Raw genomic sequence first — 19,803 nt, forward strand, 5'->3', positions numbered from 1 at the left:
GGTAGTTGCGGTTTTGCCACAGTCGATGAGGGGTCGGCGGATTCGTCCAGGCCCATTACTCGCCTGCGGCGCGACGGCTCTGGCCATCGGCGGGGCGCTGCTGGTGCCCGGCGCCGGAGAGGTGTACCGGATGCTTGCCGAAGCAGGTCCGGGGCACGGGCGCGGACTGAGCCAGCACGGGGCGCTGCAGAACGCCGACAACGGGCAGAACGTCGATCAGATCCTCGCCCACTACTATCCGGGCGCCGAGTTCGGCACCATCGGACCGGCCTCGGTATCGGTCCGGCTGCAAGAACAGGACGGTGCCGATCTCGTCGTCACCTCCGCTGCCGGTATGCGGCTCGCCGGACAGGAACTGCAGGCGGGCGAGGCCGTCCGGCTCACACCGTTGGCCGACGGCGGCGCACACGCGGTGGTCACCCAGGGCTGTGCCGGACCGGTCCTGTGGGAGAACCCGATCCAGGATCCGTGGGTCTATCCGATCGACCCCAACCCGAACCGCCCGGCGGCGGAACATCTGACGCTGTGCGGCGGCGGCGCCTATCGCGGGTCGCTGGGGGTGGCCGCCGAGAACGGGGAGACCCGAACCGTCAACCGGGTGGAAATCCAGGACTATCTGCTCGGGGTGGTCCCGGCCGAGATGCCGCCGGACTGGGCGCCCGCCGCCCTGGAAGCCCAAGCGGTCGCCGCCCGGTCCTACGCGCTCGCCGAAACCCGCTGGCCCTACGCGCAGACCTGCGATACCACCGACTGTCAGGTCTACAGCGGCACCGCTCAGGAGGACCCGCGCACCACCGCCGCGGTGGAGGCCACGATCGGCCGGGTACTGCTGCGCGACGGGCGGATCCTGCGCGCCGAGTACTCCGCCGCCCCGGACGGCGGATCGCCGGCCGATATCCAGACTTTCGAGGTCGGGCCTACACCCGCCGAACTCACGGTCACCACACCGATGCCGCTGCCACCTCCGGTGAACACGCTGCCGGAGGGCGCCGCTCCGGGAACCCCCGAGCCGTGGAACGAGACCTCGCCGGAAGGCTCGAAATCGGGTGCTCCGGTACCGCGTACCCCGGAAGGCTCGCTCCCGGTCTCCCCGGAGGGCACGCTCCCGGGCGTCGCACCGGGCGCGACCCCCTCGCCGATCGATACCGCCTACGCCGAAATGGGCGGTATGCAGGGCGCGCTCGGATTGCCCGTCACCCCGGAACTGTCCCTGCCCGAGGACGCCGGCAAGTATCGGCTGTACGAGAACGGCGTCATCGTCTACACCACCGACCTGGGCGCGCAGGTGGTCGACTTCGACACGCTGATGCAGCTGGTACCCGGTCTCACCGAGGGAGCCGGTAGTGCCGAAGCCGGCGGCGTGGTGCCCGCCGACAGCGAATCCGGCGGTTTCGGGCCGGGCGCGGGCGATTCCGAGGCGGCGACGATTCCCGGTCGGCTGCCTGCCGGCCGCGCCGTGCCGGACAGCACTCCGGAGTTCGACACCCGGCCCGCCGGGTCCGGCACGCTCGACGGCGACCGGCCCGCAGCCGTACCCGGGGCCCAGCGGATCCCGACGAGAATAGAGACCACCGAGGTGTTCTAGCCGCCGCCCGAGCCGGACGGCTTGACCTTTACGTTGCGTCAACTTGCAGGCTGGTGACACCGACGCGGAACGGAAGAGGTGAAGGTCGTGGGCGCGGGTTCCCGCAACGACGAATGGTCCATCCAGGATCTGGCGAAAGCGGCCGGTACCACCAGCCGCACCCTGCGCCACTACGGGCAGCTGGGGCTGTTGCCGCCCAGCCGGATCGGCGTGAACGGCTACCGCTACTACGACGAGCGCTCGCTGGTCCGGCTGCAGCGGATCCTGCTGCTACGTGAACTCGGCGTGGGCCTGCCGGTGATCGGCGAGATCCTCGCCGGGGAACGTGACGCGATCACCGCGCTGCGTGCCCAGCTGGACCTGCTGCGGCAGGAACAGGACCGGATCGGCCGCCGGATCGTGTCGGTACACACCACATTGGACAAGTTGGAGAGAGGTGAACGACTCGTGGCGGCGGAAGTCTTCGAGGAATTCGATCACACGCAGTACAAGGAGGAGGTCGTCGAACGCTGGGGCAAGGACGCCTATGAGGGCGGCGACCGCTGGTGGCGTTCGCTGAGCGCCGCGGAGAAGCAGGCGTTCCAGCAGGCGCAGCTCGATATCGCCGCGGCCTTCGGGCGGGCGCGTAAAGCCGGGCTCGCCCCGGATAGCGCCGAGGTCCAGGAGATCACCGCGCGGCACTACGAATGGGTGACCGGCGGCCGGCAGGGCCGTCGTCCCGGCGCGCGGGAATTCACGGGTCTGGGTGAAATGTATGTCGCCGACGCACGCTTCGGGGCCAACTACGACGTGCACGCCGAAGGCGCAGCGGAACTGATCCGGGACGCGATGCGTATCTACGCCGAGAACAATCTCGAATAGCGACGGTCCCCGCCGCTTACCCGCACACGAATACGTGTGCGGGTAAGCGTGTTTCGCATTTACGGGGAATCGGCGGACCGCCGGTCACCGGCGATGCGCGGGTACAGTGCCGGAAACCGTGACGAGGGGGAGGTCCCGTGAATTATCCGTATGGTCAGCCGCCGCCGCAGCAGCGTTTTCCGTCGGCGCCGTATTCGCCGCCACCCGCCTACCCGGCCGCGCCCGGCCATCAGATGGGCTACGCGCCGGGACCGCAGTTCGCCGGCACCTACGGATACCAGGCGCCCCCGAGTGGGGGGACCGGCATCACCGCCGGGATTCTCGCGCTGCTGGGCGGAGTCGCCGGCGCGTTGTCCGCCTTCGGGATGTTCGTGCTGGCCTCGGCCACCTCCGAGAGTTCGCTCACCAGCGGCGCCGTCCTGGCCACCGGCGCCCGCCGTCGCAGCAGTTCGAGTTCGAGTTCCAGCGGTCCCGATATCGATTTCGATTTCGACCTCGCGGGAACCGGTGTGGTGCTCGGCATCGCCTACAGCGCCCTGGCTCTGCTGCTCCTGATCGGCGGCATCCTGCTGCTGCGTCGCAGCAATTCCGGACGAGTGATGGTCATCCTCGGCTGCGTGCTCTCGATCGTGCTCACCGTCGTCGTGGTCGGTGTGGTCACCGTCGGTGTCGGGATCAGCGTTCTCAGCGCTCCGCTCTTCGCGGTGCTCACCCTCGTACTGGCCGCCATCGCCCCCACCAAGCGGTGGATCGAGGCCGCCCGCGTACCCGTTCCGGTCGGTGCCTACGGGGTCGCTCCGTACGGTTACCGCTGATGGCGCCGGTGAACGGCGGTTTTCCCGCGCCGGGGCCGGTTCGCACCGGCCCCGGCGCGCGCTTTTCGCCGGCGGACGGCGCGAAAGCCGCTCACCTGGCAATACCCCTGACCTTCCGACTCCGACTGGCGCCGGGAAACGCTTCCGATACGCTGGGCTCCCGTGACCGCCGCATCGTCTCCGGGTAACTCAGATAACACCGCACAGTTCGACCTGATCGTCGTCGGCTCCGGCTTCTTCGGGCTGACCGTCGCCGAGCGCAGCGCGAACTTACTGGGCAAGAGAGTCCTCGTGCTGGATCGCCGCCCGCATATCGGCGGTAATGCCTATTCGGAACCCGAACCGGAAACCGGTATCGAGATCCACAAATATGGCGCGCATCTGTTCCATACCTCGAACAAACGAGTCTGGGACTATGTCACGCAGTTCACCGAGTTCACCGGCTATCAGCACCGCGTTTTCGCCCTGCACAAAGGTCAGGCGTACCAGTTCCCGATGGGGCTGGGCCTGGTGTCGCAATTCTTCGGCCGGTATTTCACCCCGGAGGAGGCGCGTGCGCTCATCGCCGAGCAGGCCGCCGAGATCGAAACCTCCGACGCGCAGAACCTCGAGGAAAAGGCCATCTCGCTGATCGGCCGTCCGCTGTACGAGGCGTTCGTCCGCGACTACACCGCCAAACAGTGGCAGACCGACCCCAAGGAGCTGCCCGCGGGCAATATCACCCGGCTCCCGGTCCGCTACACCTTCGACAACCGCTACTTCAACGACACTTACGAGGGCCTGCCCAAGGAGGGGTACACGAAGTGGTTGGAGAACATGGCCGCGAGTGACCTGATCGAGGTCCGGGTGGACACCGACTGGTTCGACGTCCGCGACGAACTGCGCGCGCAGAACCCGCACGCCCCGGTGGTGTACACCGGCCCGCTGGACCGCTACTTCGACTACGCCGAGGGTGAGCTGGGCTGGCGCACCATCGACTTCGAAACCGAGGTGCTGGCCACCGGCGACTTCCAGGGCACGTCGGTGATGAACTACAACGATGCGGATGCGCCCTACACCCGGATCATCGAGCCGCGGCATTTCCATCCGGAACGGGATTACCCGACGGACAAGACGGTGATCATGCGCGAATACTCGCGTTTCGCCAAGACCGGCGACGAACCGTACTATCCGATCAACACCCCCGAGGACCGGGCCAAACTGACCGCGTATCGCGAACTGGCCAAGAAGGAGACGGTCGACGCGTTGGTCCTGTTCGGCGGCCGCCTCGGTACCTACCAGTACCTGGACATGCATATGGCCATCGCGAGTGCGCTGAACATGTTCGACAATGTGCTGCGTCCGCACCTGGAGACGGGTGCGCCGCTGGCCGAGGAGAACAACGACGTATGACCTCTGCATCACTGGCGCACAGTGCGTCCGCGACCCGAGCGAAATCGCTGCTGCAACGGGTGATCCTGCCCCGCCCGGGCGAACCGCTCGATGTGCGCACCCTCTACCTGGAGGAATCAGCGACCAACGCGCGGCGCGCGCACGCCACCACCCGGACCTCGCTGTCGGTCGGCGCGGAGTCCGAGGTGTCGTTCTGCACCTACTTCAACGCGCTGCCGGCCAGCTACTGGCGGCGCTGGAGCATGCTCGACTCGGTGGTGCTGCGGCTGGAACTGGCCGGACACGGCCGCGTCGACCTGTACCGATCCAAGGCCGATGGGTCCCGTATCCACGTCCAGGGCCGTGAGTTCGCGGTGGCCTCCGGCGCGGAGACGGTGTCGGTCGAGATGGAGGCCGATTTCGGCCCGTTCGAGGACGGCGGCTGGCTCTGGTTCGACATCACCACCGACACCGCGGTCACCCTGGTGTCCGGAGGTTGGTACGCGCCGATCGAGGCGCCGGGAGAGGGCCGGATCGCGGTCGGTATGCCGACCTTCAACCGTCCCACCGACGCCGTGACGACGCTGAAAGCGCTCGGGGCCGATCCGCTGGTGCTGGCGCAGATCGACGCGGTGATCATTCCCGACCAGGGCACCCGCAAGGTCGTCGACGAACCGGGATTCGACGAAGCCGCCGCGGTCCTCGGTGACCGGCTCGCCATTCACGATCAGCCGAATCTGGGCGGGTCGGGCGGGTACAGCCGGGTGATGTACGAGGCCCTGAAAACCACCAGCGCCGAATTCATCGTCTACATGGACGACGATATCGAGATCGAACCGGATTCGATTCTGCGCGCGCTGGCGTTCGCCCGCTTCGCGAAATCGCCGGTACTGGTGGGCGGCCAGATGCTCAACCTGCAGGAGCGCTCACATCTGCATGTGATGGGTGAGGTCGTCGACCGCAATATCTTCATGTGGTCGGCGGCGCCGAATGTCGAATACGACCACGATTTCGCGAAATACCCGCTGCGCGACCGCGATAATTCGAAACTGCTGCACCGGCGTATCGATGGGGATTTCAACGGCTGGTGGACCTGCGTCATCCCGCGGCAGGTGGCCGAACAACTCGGCCAGCCGCTGCCGCTGTTCCTGAAATGGGACGATGTCGAATACGGGTTGCGTGCTCGGGAGGCCGGATATCCGACGGTCACCCTGCCCGGCGCCGCGGTCTGGCATATGGCGTGGAGCGACAAGGACGACGCGATCGACTGGCAGGCGTATTTCCATCTACGCAATCGCCTGGTCGTCGCCGCCCTGTACCAGCCGGGCAACGGCCGGAACATGATCGCCCACACGGTCAAGGCGACCCTCAAACATCTGCTCTGCCTGGAGTACTCGACGGTCGCGATCCAGAATCTGGCGATCCGCGATTTCCTGGCCGGTCCGCAGCGTCTGTTCGAACTGTTGCCGAGCGCGCTCGGCGCGGTACACGAACTGCGCAAACAGTATCCGGACGCGGTGATCCTGCCCTCGTCCACCGAACTCCCGCTGGCCAGCGGGATCGGGGTCGGCGCGGTGGGCGAACCCGCCAATCCGATCGCCAAGATCCTTCGGCTCGGCAAGGGCCTGCTGCACAACCTGCGGCCGGCGCACGAGCAACACCACGACCGGCCCCAGCTGAACGTACCCACGCTGGACGCGCGCTGGTTTTTGCTCTCGCAGGTCGACGGGGTCACCGTCACCACCGCGGACGGGCGCGGCGTGGTGTACCGCAAGCGTGATCCCCGCCAGGCCTACGGCCTGCTCCGGGAAGCGCTGCGGTTGCGCAAGGAACTCGCCGCGCGACTGCCGGAGATGCGGGGGCGCTACCGCGCCGCGCACGCGGAACTCACCGGTACGGCCGCGTGGGAGAAGGTTTTCGGGATAGACAGCAGCGAGGAGAGCCAGCGGTGAACGCCATGAACCCGAGCCTGCGGGATTCGGGTACCGGCCGGGCACCGGCGGAAGTCAAGATCCTCGAAGCGGTCCAGGGTGCCATCGCGACCCCGCCGGTGATCTCGGCGGCACGCGGTATGTCGCATTTCGGGGAGCACGCGCTCGGCTGGGTCGGTATCGCCGCGGTGGGCGCACTGGTCGACAAACCCCGGCGTCGGCAGTGGGCCGGGGTGGCGGTAGGTGCCGTGGGGGCGCACGCGGCCTCCATCGTGATCAAGCGGATCGTCCGTCGGCCCCGCCCGCACGCACCATCGGTGCAGGTCAACGTATCGACACCGAGCAAGCTGAGCTTCCCCTCCTCACACGCGACCTCGACAACCGCGGCGGCGGTGCTACTCGGAAAATTGACCGGGCTACCCTTGCCTGCGGTGCTCGTACCGCCGATGTTGCTGTCCAGAGTCGTGCTCGGGGTGCATTACCCCTCCGATGTGCTCGCCGGTTCCGCGCTCGGTGCCGCGTCCGCCGCCGCCCTGCTCGCCGCCGAAAAGAGACTCGACAGTGACCGCACAAGACGAAAAGGCGCTGCCCGCCATGAGTGAAGAGCCCACCGGCGCTGATCTGGCCGAAGCCGAAGTCAAAGGGCCTCCCAAAACGCTGGTCGGTGGCCTGGTCAAGGCAGCTCGTCCGCGCCAGTGGGTGAAGAACGTCCTCGTGCTGGCCGCGCCGATGGCGGCGGGTTCGGTGACCGATCTCGATGTGCTCGCCAATGTGGCCATCGCCTTCGTCGTCTTCTGCATGGCCGCGTCCGGTGTGTACCTCACCAACGACGCGATGGATGTCGAGGCCGACCGGGCCCACCCCACCAAGCGGTTCCGTCCGATCGCCGCCGGCGTGGTCCCGGTGAATCTCGCCTTCGCGCTGTCGGCGGTGCTGCTGCTCGGTTCGCTGGCGCTGTCGTTCCTGGCGTCCTGGCAGCTGGCCGTCACCATGGCCGTGTACATCGGGGTGCAGCTGGCCTACTGCTTCGGTCTCAAACACCAGGCGGTCCTGGACATCTGCATCGTGTCCTCGGGCTTCCTGTTGCGTGCGATCGCCGGCGGTGTGGCGGCGGGGATCCCGCTGTCCCAGTGGTTCCTGCTCATCATGGCGTTCGGCTCGCTGTTCATGGCAGCCGGTAAGCGCTACGCCGAGCTACAACTGGCGCTGTCCACCGGCGCGAAGATCCGTAAATCGCTGGAGTACTACACCCCGACCTACCTACGGTTCATCTGGAGCCTGGCCGCGACCGCGGTGGTGGTCTTCTACGGTCTGTGGGCCTTCGAACAGGGTGCGGCCAAGGACACCGAATGGTTCGCCCTCTCGATGATCCCGTTCACCATCGCGATCCTGCGCTACGCCGTGGACGTCGACGGTGGTGAGGCCGGTGAACCCGAGGAGATCGCGTTCGGCGATCGTGTCCTGCAGTTGCTCGCCATCGCCTGGATCGGAGCGGTAGGTGTCGCTGTCTATCTCTTCTGACGAGATTGCGGTAGCCGAAACAGAACAGCCCGACGAGCGTGCCGCCACCGAGCGGCGGCGTTCGCCGGGTGGTTCGATCTCACGCGCGGTGTTCGCGGGCGGCATCCTGGTGACCGTCGCCCTGTTCGCCTTCGGCGGCTGGGAACGGCGCTGGATCGCCGACGACGGGCTCATCGTGTTGCGTACCGTGCGCAACCTGCTGGCCGGCAACGGCCCGGTCTTCAACGCGGGCGAGCGGGTGGAGACCAACACCAGTACGGCATGGACCTATGTCGTCTGGTTCTTCAGCTGGCTCACCCAGGGGCGGCTGGAATACGTGGTGCTCGGTGTCGCGCTGACACTGTCGCTGCTGGCGGTGCTGTTCGCGATGCTCGGCACCGGCAAACTCTGGGGTCCGGCTTCCTCGACGCTGCTGCTGCCCGCCGGCGCGCTGGCCTATATCTCCGTGCCGCCCGCTCGCGACTATGTGACCTCCGGCCTGGAGAACTGCCTGGTCATCTGCTGGATCGCGCTGCTGTGGCTGCTGCTGGTGCGGTGGAGCAAGGCCGAACGGCCGACCGTGCCCGGACTGCTGGGCCTGGCCTTCCTGGCCGGTCTGGCACCGTTGATCCGGCCCGAGATGACCGTGGTGGGCGGCCTTGCCCTGCTGCTGATCTTCTTCGCGCCCATGCCGCGATCGCGGCTGCGTCCGTGGCTGCTGCGGGGTCTGGTGGTGGCCGTCGCCGGCGCGGTGCCACTGCTCTACCAGATCTGGCGGATGGGCTACTACGGCCTGCCCTACCCCAACACCGCGGTCGCCAAGGACGCGGGCGGAGCGAAATGGGGTCAGGGCTTCACCTACCTGTGGGATCTGGCCGGTCCCTACTACCTCTACGTACCGCTGACCGTCCTGCTGGTCGCCGGTCTGGTGGCCGCGCGGGCGCATTACGTGCGCCCCGATACCGGTACCGCGGTGGACCCCGCCGCCGGGCGGCTGCGGCAGTTCCGGGAGCGGTTGCGTTCACCGTCGGCGGTGGTGGCGCTGGTGCTCGGCGCCGCGATGCTGCTCACGATCTACGCGCTGCGCGTCGGCGGCGACTTCATGCACGGGCGGATGCTATTGCCGCAGCTGTTCCTGTTCCTGCTGCCGGTCGCGGTGCTGCCGGTGCGGTTGCCCGAGGGCGGGCTGCGGTCGTTGACCCGCCGCGAGGCCCCCACTTTCGCGGTCTTGGTCGTCGCGCTGGTGGGCACGGTGGCGTGGGCGCTGCTGGCGTCGGGCACCACCGCCATCAAGACCGGTACCCACATCAATAAGTCCGGGATCGTGGACGAGCGGATCTACTACGTCCTCAATACCGGTCACGACCACCCGATCCGCGCCGAGGACTACCTCGACTACGCCCGGATGCGGCCCATGGTGGAAGCGATCGAGAACAACCCGGACGGCGGTCTGCTGCTCAATTCGCCGTCGTTCATGATGTGGTACATCGCGCCGCCGCCGCTGCCCATCCCGCCGGGCGGGGCCGGCCATACGGTCTACTTCCTCAACCTCGGTATGACCAGCATGAATGTCCCCCTGGACGTCCGGGTCATCGATCCGATGGGTCTGGCCTTCCCGCTGGCCGCGCACACCGATCGGCTCACCGACGGGCGGATCGGGCACGACAAGAGCCTGTACGCGGACTGGGTGATCGTGGAGACCGGCATGGTCGACATCAAGCCCTGGCTGCCCTGGTACATGGACGAGGACTGGGTCAAGCAGGCCCGGGTGGCGATGTCGTGTCCGGACACCTACGCGCTGGAGCTCTCCTACAAGGGCCCGCTGACGTTCGAACGGTTCAAGCACAATCTGTTGCACGCTTTCGATTTCGCGTCGTACCGCATAGACCGGGTACCGAAATATGAGATTCAGCGCTGTGGTCTTGTCGATCCGATACCACCGGTGCGCTGAACTGCGGTTTCCCCGACAGTAGTTCGGCTGTTCGCCGCGTCTTCGCATTCCTGGTGGTCGGTCGGACTGCGGTCGGGTTAGAGTGCTGGCGTCCGGCCCCGGCTCGTCCGGGCCGGGGACCGGTAGTCGTACTGCGCGGCCGTGGGTCGCACGACGGAGGGCGGGAAACATGCGAGGGGTTATCGGCCGCGATGGCCGGAGCGCGCGTCCGGGGCGACGGCTGGGCGGTCGGCTGAAGCGCACGGTGCTGTTGTCGCTGGCCGCCCTGCTCCCGGTCGGTGCCTCGGTGGCCGGGCCCGCTGCTCCGGCATCGGCGCAGTTCGATCCGAGCGGTATCGATTTCTGGGTCGATTCGGAGATGGGGCCGATCAAATCGCGCGTGTTCCGCGCCGCCGACGGCAATACCGGCCGGGTCGTGTACGCACTTGACGGAATGCGTGCCCGTGACGATCTCAGCGGCTGGGAGATCGATACCGATGTCGCCCGGGAACTGACCAAGTGGAATATCAACGTGGTCATGCCGGTGGGCGGCCGGTCGAGCTTCTACGCGGACTGGAACGCCCCGAGCGATTTCTTCGGACTGGGCAGTTCGGGTAGTGCCGGCGGTGCCACCGGTTCGGCGGCCGATTCGGGCTCGGGCCTGGCCTCGGGTTCGGCGGCCGGCGTCGGGCGGACCACCACCTACAAATGGGAAACCTTCCTGACCCGTGACCTGCGCTGGGCGCTGCGCGACCGGCTCGGCTTCAACCCGAACGGCAACGGCGTGTTCGGCCTGTCCATGGGCGGCAGCGCCGCGCTGACCCTGGCGGCCTACCATCCCGATCAATTCCGCTACGCGGGCTCCTATTCGGGATATCTGAACGTCTCGGCGCCCGGTATGCGGGAGGCGCTGCGCGTGGCCATGCTCGACGCCGGCGGGTTCAATATCGACGCCATGGCACCGCCGTGGAGCCCGCAGTGGCTGCGGATGGATCCGTTCGTGTTCGCGCCGCAGCTGCGCGCGCACAACACCCGGCTGTGGATTTCGGCCGGTAGCGGCCTGCCGGCCGCCACCGACGGTCTGAGCTTCGACACGATCAACGCTATGGGGCTGGAGGCGCTGGCGCTGGCCAATACGCGGGCGTTCCAGGTGCGGATGATGTCGCTGGGGGCCACCAACGCGACCTACGATTTCCCGGCCGTCGGCGTGCACAACTGGCAGTACTGGGCGACCGAGGTCTACCGGATGATCCCGGATCTGTCGGCGAATATCGGCTGACCCGGCCGCGGCCGGCGCCGTCCGGCCGGCGACTTTGCGCAATGGTTGCCAAGGGGTGTGGTCGGCCGGTTCGGCACCGGAGCTGCGCGCCATCTCGCGAATGATTGTGACCTACGCCACTATTTGGCAACATGGAGGCGGGTATAGCCGCTTCACGCACCAGGAACAGGTATCCAGATAACGGCTTCCGTCTCCCGATGGTCGCCGTGATCTATGTATCCGAGATGGGGCCGGTAATGTAGCCATTTACTTGCTGCCCGGCTGTCCAGGCGAAAGGTCTAGTCGAATGCAAAGTGCGCGCAGACCCGGATCGGTGCGTACCCGGCGGTGGGTACAGCGATGGGTGATGGGGGTGGCGGTGGCGCTGCTGGCCCCCCTCGCGGTGGCTCTCTCCGATGTGGCTCCCCGGGTCGAGGCGGCTCCCAATCCGGCCGGCTTCGATTTCTGGGTCGACTCCCCGGAAATGGGCCCGATCAGGTCGCGGGTATTCCGCGCCAAGGACGGCAACACCAACCGGGTGGTCTATGCCCTCGACGGTATGCGGGCTCCCGAAACGCACAGCGGCTGGGAGAACGACACCAACGTCGCCAACGCGCTGACCGACTGGAATATCAATGTCGTCATGCCGATCGGCGGTATGTCCAGCTTCTACGCGGACTGGAACGCGCCCAGCTCCTTCCTCGGGATGGAACCGACCGGTTCATCCTCCGGTTCCGGGGCCCTGAACGTCCTTTCCGGAGGCCCGGGCAAGAGTTACCGCTACGCCTGGGAGACCTTCATCAACCAGCATCTGCGTTGGGCTTTGCGTGACCGGCTCGGCTTCAATCCGAACCGCAACGGCGTATTCGGTCTGTCGATGGGCGGCAGCGGCGCCCTCGCCCTGGCCGCCTACCACCCCGACCAGTTCAGCTTCGCCGGGTCCTATTCCGGATATCTGAACGTCTCCGCGCCCGGTATGCGCGAGGCCCTCCGGGCCGCCATGATCGACGCCGGTGGTTACAACGTGGACTCCATGGCGCCGCCGTGGGGCCCGCAGTGGCTGCGGATGGACCCGTTCGTCTTCGCGCCGCTGCTGCGCGACCACAACACCCGGCTGTGGATCTCCGCCGGCAGCGCGCTGCCCGGGCCCGGCGACGGATTCGACGGCAACACGATCAACGGTATGGGCCTCGAGGCGCTCGCGTTGGCCAACACCCGCTCGTTCCAGCTGCGGATGATGTCGCTCGGCGCGAACAATGTCACCTACTCGTTCCCGGATACCGGTATTCACTCCTGGACCTACTGGGAGGCCGAGGTGTATCGGATGCTTCCGGATTTGTCGGCGAATATCGGATAACGGCAGTTCGGGGTCCCGTGCGCGGGGCCCCGAACTGCAGCGCAGTGTGCCCGCCCGGAAGGAATCGTTCGGGGCGGGCACACTGCTGTCGATAGGAATTCGTCCTCGGTTCGTATTCCGTTACACAAGCCAGGTCGGAGCGCGATTTCGATAACAGTTGAATATCCCGGCCCGCCGAGACATCAACGCTCCGGCAAGGTATCGTCACGGGGCGATCACAGCGGTTCTCGCGGCGGATTTCGGCCCCTCGATCAGCACGGCCTTGCCCGGCTCGGCGCGGTCGAATAAAGTCCAGCGAGCACATCTGTGACCAGATCGTTGTAGCGCTGTCGGCCCTGTGATAGGTCGGGACCGGCCGCCGGCGCCGCCGAGGAGAAACGGGGTGTTGTCCGCGCAGCGGTAGCGACAACGCCACAACAGCAGAAAGAGAGCAGAATTCATGCGTTTCGGCAGGGCAGCCGGCCCGAAGAGAAGTACCGGGCGGTCGCGGGCACCCCGCGGTTGGCGTAACCGGATTCTGGCTATCGGTGCGGCAGTACTCGCGCTACCGGTCGCGGCAGGTGTCGCGGCCCCGACCGCACTGGCTTCGCCCGCGGCACCGGTCAAACGCGGCGCCTTCGAAGAGCTGCTGGTTCCCTCCAGCATGGGTCCGATCAAGGTTCAGGTCCAGTGGGCGGCGCGCGGCGGCAACGCCGGGCTCTACCTGCTCGATGGCCTGCGCGCCCGCGACGACCGCAACGCCTGGTCGTTCGAGACCAATGCGCTGGAGCAGTTCGGCAACGACAACATCTCGCTGATCATGCCGGTCGGTGGGCAGTCGAGCTTCTACGCCGACTGGTACTCGCCCAGCAACACCAACGGGCAGAAGTTCACCTACAAGTGGGAAACCTTCCTGACCCAGGAACTCCCCGCCTTCCTCGAGGGTCACGGTGTCTCGCGGACCAACAACGCGATCGCGGGCCTGTCCATGGGTGGTAGCGCCGCCCTGGCCCTGGCCGCCTACCACCGCGACCAGTTCCGCTCGGCCGCCTCCTACTCCGGCTACCTGAACATCTCGGCGCCGGGTATGCGTGAAGCCATCCGTATCGCCATGCTGGACGCGGGCCGCTTCAATGTCGACTCGATGGCCGCGCCGTGGAGCCCGCAGTGGCTGCGGATGGACCCGTTCGTGTTCGCCCCGCAGCTGCGCGGCCTGCCCCTGTACATCTCGGCGGCCAGCGGCCTGCCCGGCCCGCACGACAAGCCGGCCGGTGCGGTCGGTGCGTTCAACACCGGTAACGCCATGGCGCTGGAAGCGCTGTCGCTGGTGAACACCCGCGCCTTCCAGGCGCGGCTGAAGACGCTGGGCATCAACGCCTACTTCGACTTCCCGAGCGTGGGCACCCACTCCTGGAAGTACTGGGAGAGCCAGCTCTTCGCCTCGCGCAAGATGTTCCTGGATTCCACCAACGGCTGGTGAGCGAAGGTACGCATGTATCGATGCAGCATGGGTGAGGGCTCTACGTGGTTACGCTCCGCTACCGCCTCCGGGCCCGACTCGCCCATGCTGATCGGTTGCCGCTGAACCGATAGTTCTCTCCAACGGCGCCACCTGCTTCGTATCGAAGCAGGTGGCGCCGTTGTCGTAGGCCCACACGGCGGTTGCGAACTGGTTTGCTGCCCGCGCGTCCTACCGGGTATCCGCATGCCACGGCGGTACAAACAGTGGGTGGCAGGGATGACACGCGCATACGGGGGAACGACCGGCCGGTCCCGCGGACGCGCCCGGCGACAGCTGACGGCCTGGGCCGCCGCCCTGGTGTTTCCCTTCGCCGTGGCACAGGCCCCCGTCTCCGCTCAGCCGACCGCCGCCGCCGCGTCTCCGGCCACGATCCGGAATGTGGTCTGGCACACCGACCGCGATGTGGCGGTCTGGGTCGACTCTCCCGCCATGGGTGCCCCCATCCAGGTGCGGCTGCTGCTCGCCCGGGACTGGAATACCCAGCCGGACGCGAAGTTCCCGGTGCTGTACATGCTCGACGGCCTGCGTGCCACCGACGACGAGAACGGCTGGATAAAGGACGCCGGGGCGGTGGATTTCTACGCCGACAAGAACACGACCGTGGTGCTGCCGGTCGGCGGGCGATCGAGTTTCTACTCCGACTGGCTGCAACCGGACAACGGCAAGAACTACAAATGGGAGACCTTTCTCACCAAGGAGCTCCCCCCGCTGCTGGAGAGTCAGTGGCGCGCCACCTCGACCAGGGGAATCGCCGGACTGTCCATGGGCGGAACGGCCGCAATGTTCCTGGCCGCGCGCAATCCCGAGTTCGTGAAATACGCCGCATCCTATTCGGGCTTTCTCACCACCACCAGCCTCGGTATGCCGCAGGCTATTCGACTGGCAATGGCGGACGCCGGGGGCTTCGACTCCGGTGCCATGTGGGGACCGCCCGGCAGTCCACAGTGGGAAGAACACGATCCGCTGTTGCTCGCCGATCGGCTGAAAGGTAAATCGCTCTACATCTCCAGCGGGACCGGTGTCTCCGGCAAACACGACGAGGGCAGCGAAATTCCGGGCGTGAGCACGAATATGTTCGGGATGGGCCTGGAGACACTGGCCCTGCTGACCTCACAGAACTTCGTGGACAAACTCGGCGAACTGAGAATCCCCGCGACCGTGAAGTACCGGGCCGCGGGCACCCACACGTGGCCGTACTGGGATTTCGAAATGCGGCAGTCGTGGTCACAGGCCGCCGGTGCGCTCGGGGTACCCGCCGCGAAACCCGAATGCGCGGTCGCGGGCGCCGTCGGCGCGGTCGTCGGTGGCAATGACTGGCTCGGCGACTGCCTCACCGGCGAATACCAGGTGCCCGGCGGGCTGGCCCAGGATTTCCGCCACGGCCGCGTCTTCTACTCCCCGGCCGGCGGCGCGTATCCGGTGGCCGGCCGGATCGGCGGGGGCTACCAGGCGGCAGCCGGACCCAGCGGCGTGCTCGGTCTGCCGACCGGTGCCGAACAGCCACTACCGGACGGCCGCGGCCGCTTCCAGCAGTTCCGGCACGGCTCGCTCTACTGGACTCCGGAAACCGGCGCGCAGGTGGTGCGGGGAGCGATCCTCGAGGAATGGGGCAGGCAGGGTTTCGAGGGCGGTCCCGCACGCTACCCCGTCGGCCCCGAAGTGAGAACGCCGAACCGTGACGGCTCGGTCCAGCCCTTCGAAGGCGGCCCCTTCTACTTCAGTCCCGCCACCGGCGCACATCGCGTCGAAGGCACGATCCTGGCCAAATACGCCGAGCTGGGTTTCGAGAACAGCAGGCTCGGCTTCCCGGCCGCCGCCCAGGTCCCGCTGAAAGACCTCGGTCAGTTCACCCGCTTCGAGGGCGGCAGCATCTACTGGAGCCCCCTCTCCGGCGCATGGGCGGTCCGCGACGGCCCCCTCATGGACGCCTGGCGTGACGCGGGTTACGAGAACGGCCGGCTCGGCTTCCCCATCAGCGATGAATTCCCGATCCCGGGTGGAGTCCAGCAGAACTTCCAGCGCGGTTTCATCACCATCAAGGACCACCACCCCGAAGTCCACGGTTGACCCGCACGCAAGTGAGCCGCATCACCGCGTGAACGCCGTGCGGCACAGCGCCTGCAGCGGTCTCCTCCCCGCGCGGGCCCCATGCGATCCCGGACCCCGGACCCCGGACGCCGACGCAACCCGTATGTGTCGAGTTTCGCGAGACACCTCAAAGGGTTGAGGCCCGTCTCGCCGTTTCGGCCTCGAAGCGCATGCGCCGCAGGCGCGAGTCTCGAGGCCGAAACGGCGAGACCAAGGGGGCCTCAACCCCGCGCCGCCGCAGGCGACGCCAAAAAACACAGCACCTCCGCGAGCAGGTCCACGCTTCGGCCTCCGCGAGCAGGTCCACGCTTCGGCCTTTGCGAGCAGGTCCACGCCGTGGTCTTCGTGAGTGATCCGACTCTTGGCTTTCGCTGGTGAGTCGGCCCCCGCCCTCGCAGGTGAACCCCTCCCGCCCGGGCGACCTATCCACCTCCCACCCCACCCAGGACTTCACACCATCCCCGATCCACCCCGCTCACCGCACGATCCGCCCGCCCGAAGCAAGTCGTCGGACCCCCGTCCCCCGGGCAGTCCAGCGGTGATTCCGGGTCTAGTACTACCCTCGGTGGTCGCGGCCCGGGCCAACCCGCCGGGCCGGGACGCACACCCGACCGTCAACCCAGTGGTTCGGCGGCCCCCGATTCGAGCGGCCGTGAACCCGCGCGCATCCGTGCGCCGGAACACAGGATGGAATGTATGTATCGGACCCGAGGCACACTGCTCGGAGTGGTGGCGGCGGTGGCGGCCGCCGGATTGCTCGCCGGCTGCGGCAACGACGACTCGACCGCGACCGGCACCCCGACGCTGTCGACTTCGGCCGGCACGACGTCCGCGAGTGCGGCTCCCGCGCCCTCGAGCGAGAGCCCGGCACCGGCGCCCGCGCCGGAGGGCGAAGCGCCCGCGCCCGAACAGCCGGCCGAGCCCGAGGCGCCGCCGGCCGAGGAGCCGGAGCGTCCTGCCCCGGTCCCGCCGCAGGAAACCGATACCGGGCACCTCGGCGCGAAGGAGCAGACCTTCGTCGACGAACTGACGAAGCAGGGTGTCACGCCGTCGTCCCCGGATATCGCGCTGAGCATCGGCAACTACGTCTGCCAGGGCGTGGCCGCCGGGACCTCCGATGCCGATATGGCGACGTTCGTGAACGCGATGGCCGGTTCCGATCCGTCGTTCGATCCCGCGAAGATGCCGGTGGAGCAGGCCGGGCAGATCTACATCAGCACCGCCAAAGCGCACTACTGCCAGTGATAGCCGATGAGTAGAGGACGTACCGGGTCCCGTCGGTCCCGGCCGAAGGGTTGTCTGACATTGCTCGCGGTGGGAGTCGTCGGGCTCGTCATCGTGATCCTGCTCTGGTATCTGCTGGCCGGCTGCCTGCGGGAACCCGGGCCGGGCCCGGGTCCCGAACCGGGGCCGGAGAAGCCGACCAGTCAGCCCGCGAGCTGCCCGGATGTGCAGATGATCTCGGTGCCGGGTACCTGGGAGTCCAGCAGCATCGACGACCCGTACAACCCGACCGCCAACCCGGCCTCGCTCATGCTCAATGTGAGCAATCCGGTCCGGGCGCAGTTCCCGGAGGGCCGGGTCGACGTCTACACCGTCCCCTACATCGCGCAGTTCTCCAATCCGGTGGCGATTCCGCCGGACGGTCAGGCCTCATACAACGCCAGCCGCACCGAGGGCAGTCGGCGGACCTTCGATTTCCTGACCCAGCGCCATGAGGAGTGCCCGCTCACCACCTATGTGCTGGCCGGGTTCTCGCAGGGCGCGGTGATCGTCGGTGATATCGCCGAACAGATCGGCAAGGGCAACGGTCCGGTACCCGCGGACCGGGTGCTCGGGGTCACCTTGATCGCCGACGGGCGGCGGTCCGGCGAGACCGGTGACGGGCAGCCGATCCAGGTCGGTACGCCGCCGCCCGGGGTCGGCGCGGAGGTGGCGCTGGCCGGGTTGACGGTCCCCGGGATCACCATGACCGGTGTCCGTAAGGAGGGTTTCGGCGAGTTGGCCGACCGGGTGTACACGATCTGCGCGCCCGGCGACCTGATCTGCGACGCACCCCGCAATGCGCTGAGTCCGGCCAATATTCTCGGCAGTATCGGCACGCTCACGCAGGCCGTGGGCAATCCGGTACACAGCCTCTACCACAACTTCGTTGTCGATCCGAACGGCACGACCGCCACCCAGTGGGCGGCGGACTGGGCGGTCGGTCTGGTCGGCAGCGCGCCGTCTCCGCCGCACTCGTGATCCGCGGATTCGGCCCGGATGTCGCCGTGGCGGCCGTCTTGTGACAATTCACCGCAGTCAGCGTGTTCCTCGCTGCCTGGCAGGCTGTAAAGTGCGCTGGTGATCGCGCCATCCCGGGCCCTGCGCCGGCACGGGATGCGCAGACTTCCGATATCCAGGAGCATGAGTTCATGACAGAAGCCGCCGCACCGGTGGATGAGTTGAGCGCGCTGGGCACTCGGCTGCGTAAGTTCCGCTTCGCGGCCGCGGGTGAGGGAAACAAGCAGGAGGGCGGCGCCCGCAAGTTCATCCAGACGGCGCAGCAGGCCGAGGAGTACGGCTACGACACCTTCGTGGTGCCGGATCATCTCGGTGACCAGATCGGCCCGATCGCGGCCCTGGGTGCGCTGACCCAGGCCACCGATCGGATCCGCCTCGGTACTTCCGTGCTGGCCAACGGTTTTCGGCACCCCGTGGTGCTGGCCAAGGATCTGGCCACCATCGATGTGCTGTCGAAGGGCCGGCTCGAGGTGGGGATCGGGGCCGGCTGGAAGGCCGACGAGTTCGCGGCCGCCGGGCTGGACTACGACCGGCCCGGGGTGCGTCTGGCCAAACTCGACGAAACACTGACCATTCTCGACACGCTGCTGCGTGGTCAGGAATGCACTTTCGAAGGCAAGTACTACCAGGTGCAGGGTGTCAAGGGGACCCCACGGCCGCGGCAGGGCCCGCGGCCGCCGCTGTGTACCGGCGGTGGCGGTCCCCGGATGCTGAAACTCGCCGCGAAGCACGCCGACATCATCTCGATCGTTCCGGTCACCACGTCGAACGGTAAAGGTCTGCTCTCGGGGATCACCTTGGAGAAGACCATCGAGAAGGTGAACCTGATCAAGGAGGCCGCCGGCGACCGGTTCGAGCAGATCGAGCTGAACTGGGCGATCACGGCCATCGTCATCACCGACGACCGGGAGAAGACCGCCGAAATGGCGCTCTCGGCCATCGAGCGCGGGTTGCATCCCGACCTGGAAGTCGACGTGAAACTTTCGGTCGAGGAGATCCTGAGCTCGCCGTATGTGGCGATCGGCACGTTCGAGGAGATCGCCGACCAGATGCGCCGTGTGCGGCAGCTCACCGGTATGTCCTATGTGGGGATATTCCCCACCCAGATGGACGCATTCGCGCCGGTGATTCCCTTGCTCCGGGAGGAGTGAGAAGCTCGTCTCTGTAACATGTCTCTGGTTTGAGAACATCTAGCCGATAGCGGTCACCGCGCAGACCGCACCCAGAACCCGCAGGGTCGGTTCTCGAATGGAGAGCGCCCGTGGCGAAAGCGAGTCGGGGCCACACAGTAAATAACGGCAATCGTGCCGTTGCCGCGTGCGC

15 protein-coding genes are annotated in these 19,803 nt (G+C 67.3%); all 15 read left to right on the forward strand.

What is annotated here, in order from left to right:
- Positions 1 to 130: 130 nt before the first annotated feature.
- The 15 genes from NGR01S_RS24040 (at position 131) to NGR01S_RS24110 (ending at position 19,631) form a co-directional block, all read left to right on the forward strand.
- Positions 131 to 1,585: a SpoIID/LytB domain-containing protein gene (locus NGR01S_RS24040; RefSeq protein ID WP_245664739.1), complete on the forward strand. Its 1,455-nt coding sequence runs from the start codon at positions 131 to 133 to the stop codon at positions 1,583 to 1,585.
- Between the two features lie 87 nt (positions 1,586 to 1,672).
- The gene (locus NGR01S_RS24045) at positions 1,673 to 2,446 is read left to right on the forward strand and encodes a MerR family transcriptional regulator (RefSeq protein ID WP_063040703.1); all 774 of its coding nucleotides are present in this window, start codon (positions 1,673 to 1,675) and stop codon (positions 2,444 to 2,446) included.
- A gap of 137 nt (positions 2,447 to 2,583) precedes the next feature.
- A complete protein-coding gene (locus tag NGR01S_RS24050) occupies positions 2,584 to 3,261 on the forward strand; it encodes a hypothetical protein (RefSeq protein WP_157107411.1) in 678 nt (225 codons plus the stop codon).
- Positions 3,262 to 3,423: 162 nt separating this feature from the next.
- Positions 3,424 to 4,653 carry a UDP-galactopyranose mutase gene (gene glf, locus NGR01S_RS24055; protein WP_063040581.1) on the forward strand — a complete coding sequence of 410 codons (1,230 nt, stop codon included), beginning with the start codon at positions 3,424 to 3,426 and terminating at the stop codon, positions 4,651 to 4,653.
- Positions 4,650 to 6,584, forward strand: a complete 1,935-nt coding sequence (locus NGR01S_RS24060; protein ID WP_063040583.1) for a glycosyltransferase — start codon at positions 4,650 to 4,652, stop codon at positions 6,582 to 6,584. Before glf ends, NGR01S_RS24060 begins: the two co-directional genes overlap by 4 nt.
- Before the next feature lie 5 nt (positions 6,585 to 6,589).
- Entirely contained in the window at positions 6,590 to 7,165 is a 576-nt protein-coding gene (locus tag NGR01S_RS24065) for a phosphatase PAP2 family protein (RefSeq protein WP_063040705.1), read from the forward strand.
- A complete protein-coding gene (locus tag NGR01S_RS24070; RefSeq protein ID WP_039821477.1) occupies positions 7,158 to 8,084 on the forward strand; it encodes a decaprenyl-phosphate phosphoribosyltransferase in 927 nt (308 codons plus the stop codon). Before NGR01S_RS24065 ends, NGR01S_RS24070 begins: the two co-directional genes overlap by 8 nt.
- The gene (locus tag NGR01S_RS24075; RefSeq protein ID WP_063040585.1) at positions 8,062 to 10,014 is read left to right on the forward strand and encodes an arabinofuranosyltransferase AftB family protein; all 1,953 of its coding nucleotides are present in this window, start codon (positions 8,062 to 8,064) and stop codon (positions 10,012 to 10,014) included. Before NGR01S_RS24070 ends, NGR01S_RS24075 begins: the two co-directional genes overlap by 23 nt.
- 169 nt (positions 10,015 to 10,183) lie before the next feature.
- A complete protein-coding gene (locus tag NGR01S_RS24080; RefSeq protein WP_063040588.1) occupies positions 10,184 to 11,272 on the forward strand; it encodes an alpha/beta hydrolase in 1,089 nt (362 codons plus the stop codon).
- A 286-nt stretch (positions 11,273 to 11,558) separates the two neighbouring features.
- Positions 11,559 to 12,608 carry an alpha/beta hydrolase gene (locus NGR01S_RS24085; protein ID WP_063040590.1) on the forward strand — a complete coding sequence of 350 codons (1,050 nt, stop codon included), beginning with the start codon at positions 11,559 to 11,561 and terminating at the stop codon, positions 12,606 to 12,608.
- 439 nt (positions 12,609 to 13,047) lie between these two features.
- Complete coding sequence (locus tag NGR01S_RS24090) at positions 13,048 to 14,067, forward strand: alpha/beta hydrolase (RefSeq protein ID WP_063040591.1); 1,020 nt, start codon at positions 13,048 to 13,050, stop codon at positions 14,065 to 14,067.
- Positions 14,068 to 14,325: 258 nt separating this feature from the next.
- Positions 14,326 to 16,176: an alpha/beta hydrolase-fold protein gene (locus NGR01S_RS24095; protein ID WP_174551741.1), complete on the forward strand. Its 1,851-nt coding sequence runs from the start codon at positions 14,326 to 14,328 to the stop codon at positions 16,174 to 16,176.
- Between the two features lie 717 nt (positions 16,177 to 16,893).
- On the forward strand, positions 16,894 to 17,442 hold the full coding sequence (locus tag NGR01S_RS24100) for a DUF732 domain-containing protein (protein ID WP_063040593.1): 549 nt from the start codon (positions 16,894 to 16,896) through the stop codon (positions 17,440 to 17,442).
- A 6-nt stretch (positions 17,443 to 17,448) separates the two neighbouring features.
- Complete coding sequence (locus tag NGR01S_RS24105) at positions 17,449 to 18,441, forward strand: cutinase family protein (protein ID WP_063040595.1); 993 nt, start codon at positions 17,449 to 17,451, stop codon at positions 18,439 to 18,441.
- Positions 18,442 to 18,611: 170 nt separating this feature from the next.
- On the forward strand, positions 18,612 to 19,631 hold the full coding sequence (locus NGR01S_RS24110; RefSeq protein ID WP_063040597.1) for an LLM class F420-dependent oxidoreductase: 1,020 nt from the start codon (positions 18,612 to 18,614) through the stop codon (positions 19,629 to 19,631).
- Positions 19,632 to 19,803: the final 172 nt, after the last annotated feature.

This window comes from Nocardia grenadensis NBRC 108939 (assembly GCF_001613445.1).
Lineage (GTDB): Bacteria > Actinomycetota > Actinomycetes > Mycobacteriales > Mycobacteriaceae > Nocardia > Nocardia grenadensis.

Coding starts and splice junctions, on each gene's coding strand:
- NGR01S_RS24095 (WP_174551741.1), top strand. CDS start 14,326: ATGACACGCGCATACGGGGGAACGACCGGCCGGTCCCGCGGACGCGCC.
- NGR01S_RS24090 (WP_063040591.1), top strand. CDS start 13,048: ATGCGTTTCGGCAGGGCAGCCGGCCCGAAGAGAAGTACCGGGCGGTCG.
- NGR01S_RS24060 (WP_063040583.1), top strand. CDS start 4,650: ATGACCTCTGCATCACTGGCGCACAGTGCGTCCGCGACCCGAGCGAAA.
- NGR01S_RS24040 (WP_245664739.1), top strand. CDS start 131: ATGCTTGCCGAAGCAGGTCCGGGGCACGGGCGCGGACTGAGCCAGCAC.
- NGR01S_RS24100 (WP_063040593.1), top strand. CDS start 16,894: ATGTATCGGACCCGAGGCACACTGCTCGGAGTGGTGGCGGCGGTGGCG.
- NGR01S_RS24105 (WP_063040595.1), top strand. CDS start 17,449: ATGAGTAGAGGACGTACCGGGTCCCGTCGGTCCCGGCCGAAGGGTTGT.
- NGR01S_RS24065 (WP_063040705.1), top strand. CDS start 6,590: ATGAACCCGAGCCTGCGGGATTCGGGTACCGGCCGGGCACCGGCGGAA.
- NGR01S_RS24080 (WP_063040588.1), top strand. CDS start 10,184: ATGCGAGGGGTTATCGGCCGCGATGGCCGGAGCGCGCGTCCGGGGCGA.
- NGR01S_RS24070 (WP_039821477.1), top strand. CDS start 7,158: ATGAGTGAAGAGCCCACCGGCGCTGATCTGGCCGAAGCCGAAGTCAAA.
- NGR01S_RS24085 (WP_063040590.1), top strand. CDS start 11,559: ATGCAAAGTGCGCGCAGACCCGGATCGGTGCGTACCCGGCGGTGGGTA.
- NGR01S_RS24110 (WP_063040597.1), top strand. CDS start 18,612: ATGACAGAAGCCGCCGCACCGGTGGATGAGTTGAGCGCGCTGGGCACT.